General features: G+C 68.1%; 13 protein-coding genes. 5 read left to right on the forward strand and 8 right to left on the reverse strand.

Annotation, left to right across the window (positions count from 1 at the left end; all coding sequences use genetic code 11):
• Positions 1-159 (reverse strand): hypothetical protein, encoded by a 159-nt coding sequence (locus CSIV_RS18140; protein ID WP_139340730.1) that lies wholly within the window; start codon positions 157-159, stop codon positions 1-3.
• A 141-nt stretch (positions 160-300) separates the two neighbouring features.
• On the opposite strand from CSIV_RS18140, the gene CSIV_RS15450 reads away from it, so the two are divergent.
• A complete protein-coding gene (locus CSIV_RS15450) occupies positions 301-561 on the forward strand; it encodes a hypothetical protein (RefSeq protein ID WP_077052226.1) in 261 nt (86 codons plus the stop codon).
• 1 nt (position 562) lies between these two features.
• Here the strand turns inward: CSIV_RS15450 and CSIV_RS15455 are convergent, their stop codons facing one another.
• Positions 563-1,528 carry a helix-turn-helix transcriptional regulator gene (locus CSIV_RS15455; protein ID WP_160897433.1) on the reverse strand — a complete coding sequence of 322 codons (966 nt, stop codon included), beginning with the start codon at positions 1,526-1,528 and terminating at the stop codon, positions 563-565.
• A gap of 84 nt (positions 1,529-1,612) precedes the next feature.
• Here CSIV_RS15455 and CSIV_RS15460 point away from each other — a divergent pair, with 84 nt between their 5' ends.
• A complete protein-coding gene (locus CSIV_RS15460; protein ID WP_077052228.1) occupies positions 1,613-2,074 on the forward strand; it encodes a GNAT family N-acetyltransferase in 462 nt (153 codons plus the stop codon).
• Positions 2,075-2,171: 97 nt separating this feature from the next.
• On the opposite strand, the gene CSIV_RS15465 is transcribed toward CSIV_RS15460, so the two are convergent.
• Positions 2,172-3,065: an SDR family oxidoreductase gene (locus tag CSIV_RS15465; RefSeq protein WP_077052229.1), complete on the reverse strand. Its 894-nt coding sequence runs from the start codon at positions 3,063-3,065 to the stop codon at positions 2,172-2,174.
• A 53-nt stretch (positions 3,066-3,118) separates the two neighbouring features.
• Complete coding sequence (locus CSIV_RS15470; RefSeq protein ID WP_077052230.1) at positions 3,119-4,927, reverse strand: glycoside hydrolase family 15 protein; 1,809 nt, start codon at positions 4,925-4,927, stop codon at positions 3,119-3,121.
• Positions 4,928-5,090: 163 nt separating this feature from the next.
• Here CSIV_RS15470 and CSIV_RS15475 point away from each other — a divergent pair, with 163 nt between their 5' ends.
• Positions 5,091-5,648, forward strand: coding sequence for a Dps family protein (locus tag CSIV_RS15475; protein WP_077052231.1), 558 nt, complete (start codon positions 5,091-5,093; stop codon positions 5,646-5,648).
• Positions 5,649-5,714: 66 nt separating this feature from the next.
• Here the strand turns inward: CSIV_RS15475 and CSIV_RS15480 are convergent, their stop codons facing one another.
• The 3 genes from CSIV_RS15480 to CSIV_RS15490 all read right to left on the reverse strand — a co-directional run bounded on the left by CSIV_RS15480 (position 5,715) and on the right by CSIV_RS15490 (position 9,362).
• Positions 5,715-5,918 carry a hypothetical protein gene (locus CSIV_RS15480; protein ID WP_077052232.1) on the reverse strand — a complete coding sequence of 68 codons (204 nt, stop codon included), beginning with the start codon at positions 5,916-5,918 and terminating at the stop codon, positions 5,715-5,717.
• A gap of 114 nt (positions 5,919-6,032) precedes the next feature.
• Positions 6,033-8,564: a DEAD/DEAH box helicase gene (locus CSIV_RS15485; protein ID WP_077052233.1), complete on the reverse strand. Its 2,532-nt coding sequence runs from the start codon at positions 8,562-8,564 to the stop codon at positions 6,033-6,035.
• 45 nt (positions 8,565-8,609) lie between these two features.
• Positions 8,610-9,362 carry a hypothetical protein gene (locus tag CSIV_RS15490; RefSeq protein ID WP_077052234.1) on the reverse strand — a complete coding sequence of 251 codons (753 nt, stop codon included), beginning with the start codon at positions 9,360-9,362 and terminating at the stop codon, positions 8,610-8,612.
• An 87-nt stretch (positions 9,363-9,449) separates the two neighbouring features.
• On the opposite strand from CSIV_RS15490, the gene CSIV_RS15495 reads away from it, so the two are divergent.
• Entirely contained in the window at positions 9,450-10,484 is a 1,035-nt protein-coding gene (locus tag CSIV_RS15495) for an LLM class flavin-dependent oxidoreductase (RefSeq protein ID WP_077052235.1), read from the forward strand.
• Here CSIV_RS15495 and CSIV_RS15500 read toward each other — a convergent pair.
• Positions 10,403-10,975 (reverse strand): CPBP family intramembrane glutamic endopeptidase, encoded by a 573-nt coding sequence (locus CSIV_RS15500; RefSeq protein ID WP_077052236.1) that lies wholly within the window; start codon positions 10,973-10,975, stop codon positions 10,403-10,405. The two genes, CSIV_RS15495 and CSIV_RS15500, sit on opposite strands and share 82 nt — an antisense overlap.
• Positions 10,976-11,368: 393 nt before the next feature.
• Between CSIV_RS15500 and CSIV_RS15505 the strand changes: the two genes are divergently transcribed.
• A complete protein-coding gene (locus tag CSIV_RS15505; protein ID WP_077052237.1) occupies positions 11,369-13,111 on the forward strand; it encodes an ATP-dependent nuclease in 1,743 nt (580 codons plus the stop codon).
• Positions 13,112-13,277: the final 166 nt, after the last annotated feature.

Raw genomic sequence — 13,277 nt, forward strand, 5'->3', positions numbered from 1 at the left:
TCAGGTGTTGCGGCGCACGAAGCGCAGCAGTGCCGCGATGACACCGACGATCAGGATGATGATCCCGATCCACAGGAGGAACTTCACGGCCTCGACGAAGATGCCGAGGAACAGGAAGACGAGACCGACGACGATGAGGAGGATGGCGAGAGCTGGCATGTCATCCACCCTGCTCCGTCTACGGGAATCGGCCCGCGCCCTTGACAGACGGCACACGCCGGTGCACGCGCGTGTCAAGGTCCGGGCGCGCGGAAGGCTCGCGGTCTAGCCTCGGATCCGTCACCACGAGAGAGGCGCATCATGGGCGATCGCGACACCACCGGCCACGGCACCGGACCCGAAGAGGGCGAGTACACCGAGGTTCAGCTGCCCGACGGCGAGGAGGCGGGACGCAACCTCGACGCTCCGGGCGAATACGTCGACAACGAGCGGGCCGACGGCACCGAAGCGCGGCCACGCGCCGACGAGGCCGGTTCCTACACCGACGTGCAGCTCCCCTCCGGCGACGAGTCGCGCGAGGACACCGAGCGTCCGGGCGAGTACACCGACCGCGATCGTTGAATCAGCGATCGAGCGTCGTCTTCGGGTCGGCCCGGTAGGCCGCGCGGTACGCCGCGGCGAATCCGGGGAGATCGACGAAACCCCAGCGGAGCGCGATCTCCGCAACCGTCGTCCGGGTCGGATCGGATGCCACCAGGTCGGCGTGGGCGGCGCTCACGCGTGCGTGCTCGAGGTAACCCTCGGGAGTCGACGAGAGCTGCCCGTTCGCGGCGAAGGCGCGACGCAGCCCCGCAACCGAGGTCCCGGTCGCGCGTGCGGCGTCGTCGGCCGTGATGGGCAACGACGCGTGATCGTCCATCCATCGCATGGCGGCGGAGTAGGTGGCCGCTTGAGCCATCGCCGAGGCGCGCCGCTCACGCGGGTCACCCGCCAGGGGGAACGCCTCCAGGGTGGCCGACACGAGCGCGCGGTGCACGTGCGCGCGCACCAGGGGTTCGGCGAGAAGAGGGAGCTGGGTGAAGGCCCAGCGCAGGGTGGCGACCCAGTAGTCGCGCATCCGTCGGGATACCGGGCCCGTTCCGTCGAAACGCACCTCGAGAGCGTCGTCTCCATAGATGGTGCGGGCGGCGTCCTCGAGTCGCGCGGCGTCGAACGCGACGATGTCGATCTCCGCACCATCGGCGATACCGGAATACTCCTGGCCCGGCTGGGCGACGGCCGGCTCGATGCTGTACTCGCCGCTCGCCGACCCGATACGCCACGAGAAACCGGGGGTTCCGGTGGCGAAGAAGAACCGATCGACCCCGTACTCGACCTCGGCCCGGCATCTCCACGACAGGTGACGCAACGAGAAGGCGTCGTCACCGACGGCGCGCTCGGCGAACGAGCCCACCTCCACCTGCATGTCGACACGGCCGTACTGTGCCCGCAGCCACTCCAGGGTTTCCGCCGCCTCCGCCGTGCGCACGCATGTGTCGTAATAGTCGCTGCTCACGGCCTGCGGCACCTCGTTCCCGCTGGACTGCACCACCGCCATAGTAGTTAACCCGGCGATCCCTCCGGCATCTTCCCATCGCCGCCGATAGTTCACACACCCCCAGAAAGAGCCCCCGTGACCGACTCGCCCGTCATCCGCGACATCCACCCCGACGACGCCGGAGAGGTCCTGACGATCCAGCGCGCCGCCTTCGCCAGCGAAGCGCTGATCTACGGCGACCCCGACATGCCGCCCCTGACCCAGACCCTCGGGGAGCTCGAGGCCGAACTCGTCGAGAACCTCGGCTGCGTCGCGATCGTCGGCCACCGTCTCGTCGGAGCCGTTCGCGCACGCCGTGACGACGAGCTCCTGCTGATCGGCCGCCTCGCCATCGCACCCGATCAGCAGGGCGGGGGCCTCGGGTCGAAGCTCCTCGCCGCCGTCGAGGAACGTGGGCGCCAAGCCGGTGCGACCGAGGCCGAACTGTTCACCGGCGGTCTCAGCGAGGCCAATCAGCGCCTCTACGAGCGCGAGGGGTATCACCGCTCCGAGACCACCCCCGACGGCGAGATCTTCTACCGCAAGCCGCTGACCTGACGCCGCGAGAACAGGCGATGCACCGAGAACAGGCCGATTCGCACAGAATCGGCCTGTTCCGGTCGCATCGCCTGTTTTCGTCGCGACGCCGCGGTGCTTACGGGGTCGGCATGCCGCCGTTGACGTTGAGCGTCTCGCCGATCACGTAGCTCGATTCCGCGGATGCCAGGTACACGTACGCCGGGGCGAGCTCGGCGGGCTGCCCCATGCGCCCGAGGGGCGTCTCCTCGCCGAACTCCGCGACCTTCTCCTGGGGCTGACCGTCCGAGACCTGCAGCGGCGTCCAGATGGGGCCGGGAGCCACGGCGTTGACGCGGATGCCCTTCGGCGCCAGCTGCTGACCGAGCGCCTTGGTGAAGGCGTTGATGGTCGCCTTCGTCGAGGCGTAGTCGACGAGGATCGCCGACGGCGAGTACGCCTGGATCGAGGTCGTGTTGATGATCGCGGACCCGGCCGGCAGGTGCGGAAGCGCCGCCTTGGTCACCCAGAACATTGCGTACACGTTCGTCTTGAACGTGGCGTCGAACTGCTCGTCGGTGAGGGTCGTGAGGTCTTCGTTGAACAGCTGCTTGCCGCCGTTGTTGACGAGGATGTCGAGTCCGCCGAGTTCCTCGACCGCCTGCGCGACGAGCGCACGGCAGTACTCGGGGTCGCGGAGGTCGCCCGGGATCTGCGCGACGGTCGCGCCGGCCTCGCGGAGGATCCCGGCGATGCGATCGGCATCCTCCTTCTCCTCCGGCAGGTACGACATCGCGACCGAGGCGCCCTCGCGGGCGAAGGCGATCGCGGTGGCCGCGCCGATGCCGGAGTCGGCGCCGGTGATGAGGGCCTTGCGCCCCTCCAGCCGGCCGCTGCCGACGTAGGTGTCCTCGCCGAGGGCGGCCTTCGGGCTCAGCTCGGCATCCAGACCGGGCTCGGGCTGGTGCTGCTTCGACGGCTCGATGTCGGCGTAGAGCTTCGCGGGGTCGGTGAAGGTGTATTGCGTGGTCATGGCGAGTCCTTTCGGGGGGATGCCGCGACGCGAGTCGCCGCGGCGGGGAAGGGTCAGCGGTCGCCGAGGTCGGCCTCGTCGACCACCTCACGGATGACGAGCGCGGCGTTGATGAGCGCGAGATGGCTGAGCGCCTGCGGGAGGTTGCCCCAGAAGGCCCCGTCGTCCTCGGCGATCATCTCGGAGTACATGCCGACGTCGTTCGCCTGCGCGACGAGCGCGTCCATGGCCTCGATGGCCTCGGCGTGGCGGCCGACGCACGCGAGAGCCGTCGCCCGCCAGAAGGCGCACGCGACGAAGGTGTGCTCCTCCTGGTCCATGCCGGTGTACCGGTAGACGAGGTGGTTCGAGGTTCCGAGGCGTTCGGTGATGGCATCCACGGTTCTCGACATGCGCTCGCCCCGGTCGAAACCGGTCGGCGCATGCAGCAGCACGGACGCATCGAGGTCGTCGGAGCCGGGGCGCAGGGTGTAGGCCTGCACCGACTCCGACCAGCAGTTCTCCTCGACCCACGCGTGGATGCGGTCGCGCTCGGCGCGCCAGCGGTCGCCGTTGTCGGGGATGTGGCCGCCGTCCGCGAGCCACTGCGCGTCATCGAGGGCCTTCCAGCAGCCCATCTTCGACGAGGTGTAGTGCTCGAGTTCGGGCAGCTCCCACATGCCGGAGTCGGCGCGCCGCCAGAGATCGCACGTGCGATCGGCGACGTCGGCGAGCAGCCGCCCCGTCTGGATGTCGAGGCGGTTTCCGGCCTCGACGTACGTGCGGCACAGGGCGATGAGGTCGCCGTAGACGCCGAGCTGCAGCTGGCCCTGCGCGGGGTTGCCGGTGACCACCGGCTGGTTCCCGTTCCACCCCGGCACCTGGTGCTTCTCCAGGCCGATCTCGGCATCGCCGTCGAGGGTGTACATCACCTGCACCTCGGGACCGTTCTTCCGGATCGTGCGCAGGAGCCACGAGATCGCGGCGTGCGTCTCTTCGCGGAGGCCGAAGCCCACCCACGCGTGCGCCGTATAGGCGAGGTCGCGCACCCACGCGAACCGGTAGTCCCAGTTCTTCCCGCCGCGGGGGTTCTCGGGGAGCGAGGTGGTGGCCGCCGCCGCGATGGCACCGGTGGGGCTGAACAGCAGGAGCTTGAGGGCGAGCGCGCTGCGCTGCACGTCGTCTGCCCACGGGCCCCGGTACGAGAACTCGTCCGACCACATCTCCCAGCCGCCGATCGTGCGGTCGATCCCGCGGTCGACGTTCTGCGCGTCGGGGATGCGGAGAGGTTCGCCCTCCGTCGCGGCGATCACGAGCAGGTGGCGCGAGCCCTCCGCGGTCGTGAAGCCGCCGTCGATGCTCTCGTCGCCGGCATCCGGCTCGCCGCGGAGCCCGTACTCGTGCCCGGTCACCGCGAGCGAGACGTGCCCGATGCGCATGATCGAGAAGCCGTCGATGCGCTCGGTCCATGGCGCGGCCGAACGCAGCATCGTCCCCGGCTGCACGCACCAGGCGAACTCGACCTCGCCCGCCACTCCGTCGACGCGGCGGGCGAGCTCGGCCCAGGGCAGACGCCCGGCGATCCCCGTCACCATCGCGTCGGTGACGGTGGCGACACCGGAGGCGGTGGTGAAGGTCGTCTCGAGGACGTTGGTGCGCGGGATGTAGCGTCGCGTGACCTCGTACTCCTCCACGGGCGCGAGCTGGATGCACCCCCCTGCCGACTCGTCGACGAGCCGGGCGAAGACCGGTCGCGAGTGGATGTTGGGGAGCGGAAGCCAGTCGACGCCGCCGTCCAGCCCGATCAGCGCGACCGTCCGCCCGTCGCCGATCGCGGCGTAGTCGCGCAGCGGGCGGGACGGCGGAGGCGGGGTCGTGAGCACAGTCCCACGCTAGGAACCGTTTCGCGCGACGCTTCGGGGGTTGTCGATCGCGGGCCGAGCGGGTACGGGGCCGGTACCGCGGCACCGTCGCCCTCGCAACCCCCGACCGTCGCCGCGACGCACGACCTAACGTCGAGGGCGACAGCGAGTGAAAGGAACGCGCATGTCCCCCACCACGAAGGACACCCCGACCAAGAACCGCCGTCGCCCGGCCCGCGGCGGCAGCGGCCCCGAGACCACCGACGAGCAGAACGCCGAGAAGGGCTTCCAGGCTTCGGAGAAGCTCACCGACAGCCTGCAGGCCGTCCTCATCGACCTCATCGAGCTGTCGATCCAGGGCAAGCAGGCGCACTGGAACGTCGTCGGGAAGAACTTCCGCGACACCCACCTGCAGCTCGACGAGATCATCGACGCCGCGCGCGAGTTCAGCGACACGGTCGCTGAGCGCATGCGGTCGCTCCACGCCCTGCCCGACGGCCGCAGCGACACGATCGCCGAGACGACGACCCTCCCGGAGTTCCCGCAGGGCGAGGTGGACACGGCCGAGGTCGTCGACCTCATCACCGAGCGCCTCGACGCGACCGTCGGCACCGTGCGCGCCGTGCACGACGACGTCGACGAGGAGGACCCGACCAGCGCCGACATCCTGCACGGCATCCTCGAGCGTCTCGAGCAGCTGTCGTGGATGGTCAGCGCGGAGAACCGCGTCGCACGGAAGTAACCCCATCGGACGATGACACCGGATGCCGGGGCTCGAGGGCCTCGGCATCCGTCGTTCCGGCAAGGATCAGCTGCGTGCGAACGTCTGGGCTGGGCTGCTCTCCCCACGCGCGAACCGGGCATTCCAGCGAGCTTCCGACTCTGCGAAGCGGCGCTCCATGCGATGTTCCATCCGGGCGAATATCCACTTCATCCCGCTCAGGATCGCCGCGGCGAACGTCACGAAAAAGGCGGCGAGCGCGATGAGCGCTTGAGCGGTGTCGACGTTCACGGGCGGGTCCTTTCAGCGGGGTGTCGTCGAACCTACGCCGCCGCCGGTCGCCCTGCACGCGTACGTGCGCGAACCGTGGACAACTTCACCCCGCGATCCACCGGGGAGGAAGGGTCAGAGCCGCAGCACCTCGGTGACGCGCACGATCGCCGTGCCCTCTTCCTCGGAGGCGCCGAGATCGACCTCGGCGCGGATGCGCCAGTCGTGGTCGCCGGCGGGGTCGTCGATCGTCTGCTCGACGCGCCAGACGCCGTCCGTCGCCGCGGACTCGTCGATGTCGACGAGTGCGGAGGACCGCGATGCGCCCCCGGTGCCGATGCTGTCGTGCTCGTCGAAGTAGCGGTCGAGAACGCCCGGCCAGTCGACGTCGGGATCGAGTCCGACCAGTTCGTCGTCGCGCTGGAGGGCGGCGAGCTGGACGCGGCGGAACATCTCGTTGCGCACGAGCACGACGAACGCGCGGCGATTGGTGAGGATGGACGGCGGAGCCGGCGGGACCACCGGGGCCGACGGATCGTCGGCGGGGTTGATCAGCTGCTCCCACTCGTCCACGAGGCTCGAATCCACCTGCCGCACGAGCTCGCCGAGCCACGCGATGAGGTCGAGCAGGTCGGGCGTCTGCGCGTCGACCGGCACCGTCTGACGGATCGCGCGGTAGGCGTCGCTCAGGTAGCGCAGGACCAGCCCCTCGCTGCGGGCGAGCTGGTACAGCGAGACGTATTCACCGAACGAGCACGCCCGCTCGAACATGTCACGCACGACCGACTTGGGCGACAGCTCGAAGTCGCGGATCCACGGCTGGCTCGACGCGAACACCTCGTACGCCTGCGCCAGCAACGCGTCGAGGGGTTTGGGCCACGTGATCTCCTCGAGCAGTTCCATCCGCTCGTCGTATTCGATGCCCTCGCGCTTCATCGCGGCGACGGCCTCGCCCCGCGCCCGGAACTGCTGCTGCGACAGGATCGGACGCGGATCGTCGAGCGTCGCCTCGATCACGCTGACGACGTCGAGGGCGTAGTGCCCCGTGCCGACCGACGACGCCGGCGGCGCGGCATCCGGCCCCCTGCCGAGTTCGACGTCGGGGTCGAGCATCTCGATCGCGGCGAGCGCGAACGGCGATAGCGGCTGGTTGAGCGCGAAGTTCGGCTGCAGGTCGACGGTGAGCCGGATGCCGCCCTCCCCCGCCTCGACCACGCCCGCCTGCACCAGGGTGCGGAAGATCGCGATGGCACGGCGGGCGAGTTCGTACTGCCGGGGGCGCGGCTCGTGATTGTCGAAGACCAGGGAGCGGACGTTGCCAAACACGTCGCCACCGCGGGCGATGACGTTGATGAGCATCGCGGCCGTGAGCTTCATCTGCGGCTGCAGCGGTTCGGGCTCGGCCGCCACCAGGCGGTCGTAGCTCTGCTCGGTCCAGTTGACGAACCCCTGCGGCGCCTTCTTGCGCACGATCTTCTTCTGCTTCTTCAGGTCGTCGCCGGCCTTGAGGATCTGCGCGGCGTTCTCGATCTCGTGATCCGGTGCCATGACGACGACGGTTCCCGCGGTGTCGTACCCCGCGCGGCCCGCGCGGCCGGCGATCTGGTGGAACTCGCGGGCCGACAGCTGGCGCATGCGCGTGCCGTCGTACTTCGTGAGGGCCGTCAGGAGCACGGTGCGGATGGGGACGTTGATGCCCACGCCCAGCGTGTCGGTGCCGCAGATGACCCGCAGGAGCCCGCGCTGGGCGAGGGTCTCGACGAGCCGCCGGTACCGGGGCAGCATGCCGGCGTGGTGCACGCCGATACCCGCGCGCACGTAGCGCGAGAGGGTCTTGCCGAAGCCGGTGGTGAAGCGGAATCCGCCGATCGCCTCGGCGATCTCGTCGCGCTGCTCGCGGCCGATGATGCGGATCGACGACAGCGCCTGTGCCCGCTCCATCGCCGCCGCCTGGGAGAAGTGGACGACGTAGACCGGGGCCTGCTTCGTGTCGAGTAGCTCCTGCACCGTCTCGTGCACGGGGGTGCGGGCGTACTCGAAGTGCAGCGGCACGGGCCGTTCCACTCCCGTGACACGGGCGGTGGCCCGCCCGGTGCGGCGGGAGAGATCGTCGGCGATGTCGGCGACGTCGCCGAGAGTCGCCGACATGAGGATGAACTGCGCCCGGGTCAGCAGCAGCAGGGGCACCTGCCACGCCCACCCGCGGTCGGGTTCGCCGTAGTAGTGGAACTCGTCCATCACGATCTGATCGACGGCCGCGTCCGATCCCTGACGCAGAGCGAGGTTGGCGAGGATCTCCGCCGTGCAGCAGATGATCGGCGCGTCGGAATTGACCGAGGAGTCCCCTGTCACCATGCCGACGTTCTCCGCGCCGAAGATCTCGACCAGCGCGAAGAACTTCTCACTCACGAGAGCCTTGATCGGGGCCGTGTAGTAACTGCGGCCGCCCCGGGCGAGGGATGCCGCGTGCGCGGCGACCGCGACGAGGGACTTGCCCGTCCCCGTCGGTGTCGACAGGATCACGTTCGCGCCGGAGACGATCTCGATGATCGCCTCGTCCTGGGCGGGGTAGAGCGTCAAACCGCGACTGCTCGCCCACTCCACGAACCCGAGGTAGGCGGCATCCGGGTCGCTGCCTGCGGGCACATGGTCGAGGAGCGAGGTCACTGGACCACCCTCTCATCCCCCCGGTCGCCGCCCGGCCGCACGGACTCACTCCGCGTCGGAGAAGACCCCCACGTGGTCGCCGTCGCGCACGAACTGCAGCGAGCTGCCGACGGGGAATCGCGCCCGGAAGGCGTCGGGCAGGTCGGGCGTCACGACGAACTCGATCGTGGCGGGGAAGGCCCCCGCGCCGCACCCGCCGTACCGGTACCCGATCTGCGACGCGGTGATGTCGCCCGACGCGGGGATGGTCGACGTGTCGATGAGGATGAGGCACTCGGCTCGAGTTCCCGACGAGTCGACCTGCGTCGTCCCGGCGTACGCGGTGAGACCGTGGAAGTCGGCGTAGACGGACACCCCGGACGAATCGAACCCCATGCTCCGCACCGGGGAGTCGTCGGCGGACGGATCGACCCGTAGCGTGTCGACCTGCGCGACGCCCGCGGTCCGCGCGACGGGCACGAACGACGTCGCCGCGATCGAGGCCGCACTGGCGACGGCGGCCACGGCGGCGAGCGACCCCGCCCACAGCCACAGCGTGCGCGTACGCCGCACCATCGGGCGCCGGGCGGGGGGCTCGCCGGGCTCCACGTCATCGTCGTCGACGACGAGCGGCGCGGCGTCCGGAGCCGTCGGCGGGGTGACCGGCGGCCTGACGGCGGCCTCGACCCGCGCCTGGCGCTCGAGGTCCTCCAGTTCCTGCAGCCGCGCCACGGCGGCGGGATCGCGATCCAGGTCGGCATCCGGCCCGTACGCCCGAGCGCGGAGGGCCTGCAGCTCGCTCCGCAGCTCGACATCCATGCCCTGCATCGTGCCACAGCCCGGACGCGTCGGGGCCGTCGCCTCCATTCGCGGGAATAGACCAGCGGATGCCGCGTTGCACCCGTCATGCGCTCCTTCGGCACTCTCTCCTTCGGGCACTACGGCCCCCTCGGCGGCGGCCATCATCTCTCCGCCGGCGACTCGATGCTGCAGGCGATCGACCTCGCCCAGGGCATGGACGATCTCGGCGTGAACGGCGTCTCGTTCCGCGTCCACCACTTCGCCCGACAGCAGGCCGCACCGATGCCGCTGCTCGCCGCGATCGCGGCACGCACCTCGCGCATCGAGGTCGGCACCGGTGTCATCGACATGCGGTACGAGAACCCGCTGATGCTCGCCGAGGAGGCGGCGTCCGTCGATCTCATCAGCGGCAACCGGCTCGCCCTCGGCGTCAGCCGTGGCTCACCCGAGACGGTCCTCCGCGGCTACGAGGCGTTCGGTTACACCGGGTCCGAGGACCCGCGCGGAGCCGACATCGCCCGTGACCACTTCGACCTGTTCCTCCGCGCGATCGACGGGGAAGGGCTCGCCGAGCGCGACCCGATGAGCCCCTTCGGCGGCGGCGCGGGGCCCCAGCGGATCGAGCCGCACTCCCCCGGCCTGCGGAAGCGCATCTGGTGGGGCGCCGGCACGACGGCGACGGCCGAGTGGGCGGGGCGCACGGGCGTGAACCTCATGTCGTCGACGCTCCTCACCGAAGCCGACGGCACACCGTTCGACATCCTGCAGGCACGTCAGCTCGACGCGTTCCGCGAGGCGTGGACTCAGGCCGGACACGCCGGCGAGCCGCGCACGTCGGTCAGCCGCAGCATCTTCCCCATCGTGAGCGACGAGGACCGCCTGTACTTCGGCGGCTCGGCCGGTTCCGACCAGATCGGCGTCATCGACGGCATGCGCTCCACGTTCGGCAAGACGTACGCCGCCGAGCCCGACGTGCTCATCGAGCAGTTGCAGAACGACGCGGCCGTGATGAGCGCCGACACCCTGATGCTGACGATCCAGTCGCAGATGGGTGTTGCTTATAATACAAGGCTGGTCGAGTCGTTCGCGAAGTACGTCGCTCCCTCATTGGGATGGGTGCCGAGCAGCGCCTCGCGGTGACGAGGTCCCCCGCTCGATGGCATCTCAGCGCTTGGCCGCCGATCCTCGCGGATCACGCTCACAATGGATGCGGTGAGCAGGATCCAAAGAACGATCTGAACTGGCGCGAGGATCGATTCGTAGATAGCGCCTGCGTGATCGTTCGGCACCGACGCGGTCGAGACCTCCGCTGCGCCGAGATACAACACGAAGTCCGTGAAGGCATGGACTAGCATGCCGACCCAGAGCCGGCCCGTCACGCGGCGGATCCAGTAGTAGGTGACGCCGGCCAGCGCGATCCCGAGCACCTGGATGACGATGAACGCGACCGGCGCACGGTTGATGAAGCTCCCCGGGATGTGGATGAGCCCGAACACGGCGGCGGCGCCCAGGAGCGTGACCGTCTTGCCGTGGCGGCCTCGGAGGGCGGTGAGCAAGATCCCGCGAATCGCCAGCTCCTTGCCCACGCCGACCAGGAGCGCTCCGAGCGCGATCAGCGCGATGAAGCCCACCGGGCGCTCAGCCCAGGGCACCTCCGCGAGCTCGATTAACGGGCTGGAAATATGGTCACTCCGTCGTGGTGTACGCCCCCGGCGTCGCAGTAGAGGACTTTGGTGCGCGCATGCGAGTCGCAGCCGCTGCCGCAGCCGCAACGTCGGCAAGGGGCCGCTTCGCGATCCTGTCTCGCAAATCATCGACGCTCGGCGTCCATGCCAAAGTGCTCGCCGTACGGGGGTCCTGTCGCGCTATGCCGCAGCGTATCGGCGCAGAGCAGGGCAAGCGTATGCGTGCTGCACCTCAAGCATTTCGTCGCTCATCCACTGCGCTACGGCGATTGACGTGCGCTAACGACATGGCCCTCTGTGCCAGGATGAGACCGCGTTTCAAGCCTTGGGGGGACCGCCATGCGGCTCGAAGAAGTGTCGGTAGCAAACTATCGCTCCATCGGGAACAAGACCACGTTTCAGCTTCACGAGCTGACAACGCTCATTGGACCCAACAACGAGGGCAAGACGAACCTCCTCCGGGCGCTCGCACTCGGCATGCGCATGATTCGCACGTGGAGCGAGTTGCCCGAAGAAGTCACGAAGACGGGCGAACTGTCGGGGCAACGGGTTTCCCTGGTCTACCAGGCAAGTCCCCTAAGCCGGCGAGGCGACCCCAACGTAGATGTTCCCTTCGTTTGGCAACATGACTATCCCCTTAGCAAGCAGGCGTCCAAGTCAACGCGCCCGACGGAGCTTCGCCTCAAGTTTCACCTGGACGATCAAGAACGAGAACAGTTCAAGACGCAAACGGGTCTGCAGATCAACGGGGACCTTCCAGTCGTTCTGCAGCTATCCCGCACCAGCACGTCCATCGGCATCGTGAAACAGGGTCCGAGCGGATCGAAGTATCAGGCGAACGCTCACCGCATCACGAAGTTCATCGCAGACAGAGTCACTCACGTTCTCGTACCGGCGGTGCGCACGATGGAACAGGCGCGAACATTGCTGAATGAACTGGCGAGCATTCGTCTCTCCGCTCTAGCGGAGTCGGAAGCTTACAAGATTGCTCTACAACAGGTAAACGAATTGCGCAGCGCAGCGGTCGAAGAAGTGCAGAAGGATATCCAGGCCTCCATCTCTACGTATCTGCCGAGCATCGAGGCGGTGCAGGTCGAGACGCGCGGCGTTCTACAAACTGACGCCATCGGCGAAATACTCATCGATGATGGATCGGAGACCCCGCTTTCTCAGAAGGGTGACGGCGTCAAGAGCCTTTTCGCGTTGGCGCTCATTCAGCACCTAGCTCGGGAGCGGATGGACGATGCGAAAGACAGCTTCATCCTGCTCGTGGATGAGCCAGAGGCTCATCTGCACTCGAAGGCTGTCCACGACCTACAGATGCTCTTCACCAAGCTGTCCCAGCGGCAGCAGGTTGTGTTGGCCACGCACAACCCCGTCTTCGTGAACCGCGAGGTCGTCGCCGCCAATGTGTTGGTTCAACAGAACACGGCTTCGCCAGCCAAGACAGTGAGCAAGATTCGCGAAACGCTGGGGGTTCAACTGGCTGACAATTTGGACTCCGCTGAGACGGTGGTCCTGACGGAGGGCGTGACAGACGCGAAGATCATTCCTGCGGTGTTCAAACACCTGCTCGCGACTGCTGCGGATGATCTCTCAACCGGTCGCATCGTGTTCAAGCCGACGACTGGTACTGGAAAACTCAGATCGCACCTGCAACGAGAGAAGTCGACCGGATGCCGAATCATCGTTGTCCTCGATAACGATCAGGCTGGTGAGGACGAGGCCAACCTTCTGAGTGACGGCGGTTTCCTTGACCAGAAGAGCATCTTCATCCTGCGTGAGCCGGGGCGTAAGCCGTCCGAGATCGAGGACTTGATCGACCCGTCTGTCTACCTCGAGGCCCTCACCCAGGAGTTTGGTCGCACGTTCAAGAGCTCCCACTTCGCCAACCCCAACAAAAAGTGGGGTGACAACTTCACCGTCGCAGCGAACGCGCTCGGTGTGGTCGGCGTCGAGGCCGACAATCTGATTAAGGCGAAGGTGGCAGTCTCGGCCGCTGTGCTAGCGGCAACAATCAATCCGCTCAAGACCGCCGCGCAACCCGGTTTCGAAGCCCTTAGGTCGGCTATCTGGCCGTGATCACTGCCATGGCAAAGGGCGGCAGCTAGGCCGTCGTCGTCCCACTGGAGCACTCGGTGCGAGATGGGTACGCGCGTCGGCGTGGGACGGGACGCAAGCCGCCGTGCGGCGGGCGCTCGCGGTCTATCCCGTCTCGGCGCGGTGGTTGCCCCCCAATCCGCCCCAC

This window comes from Microbacterium sp. CSI-V (assembly GCF_001984105.1).
Classification (GTDB): domain Bacteria; phylum Actinomycetota; class Actinomycetes; order Actinomycetales; family Microbacteriaceae; genus Microbacterium.

Excerpts from the sequence above, each read along its gene's own strand:
- CSIV_RS18140 (WP_139340730.1), bottom strand. The coding sequence starts at position 159 with ATGCCAGCTCTCGCCATCCTCCTCATCGTCGTCGGTCTCGTCTTCCTG.
- CSIV_RS15495 (WP_077052235.1), top strand. The coding sequence starts at position 9,450 with ATGCGCTCCTTCGGCACTCTCTCCTTCGGGCACTACGGCCCCCTCGGC.
- CSIV_RS15475 (WP_077052231.1), top strand. The coding sequence starts at position 5,091 with ATGTCCCCCACCACGAAGGACACCCCGACCAAGAACCGCCGTCGCCCG.
- CSIV_RS15465 (WP_077052229.1), bottom strand. The coding sequence starts at position 3,065 with ATGACCACGCAATACACCTTCACCGACCCCGCGAAGCTCTACGCCGAC.
- CSIV_RS15505 (WP_077052237.1), top strand. The coding sequence starts at position 11,369 with ATGCGGCTCGAAGAAGTGTCGGTAGCAAACTATCGCTCCATCGGGAAC.
- CSIV_RS15490 (WP_077052234.1), bottom strand. The coding sequence starts at position 9,362 with ATGGATGTCGAGCTGCGGAGCGAGCTGCAGGCCCTCCGCGCTCGGGCG.
- CSIV_RS15450 (WP_077052226.1), top strand. The coding sequence starts at position 301 with ATGGGCGATCGCGACACCACCGGCCACGGCACCGGACCCGAAGAGGGC.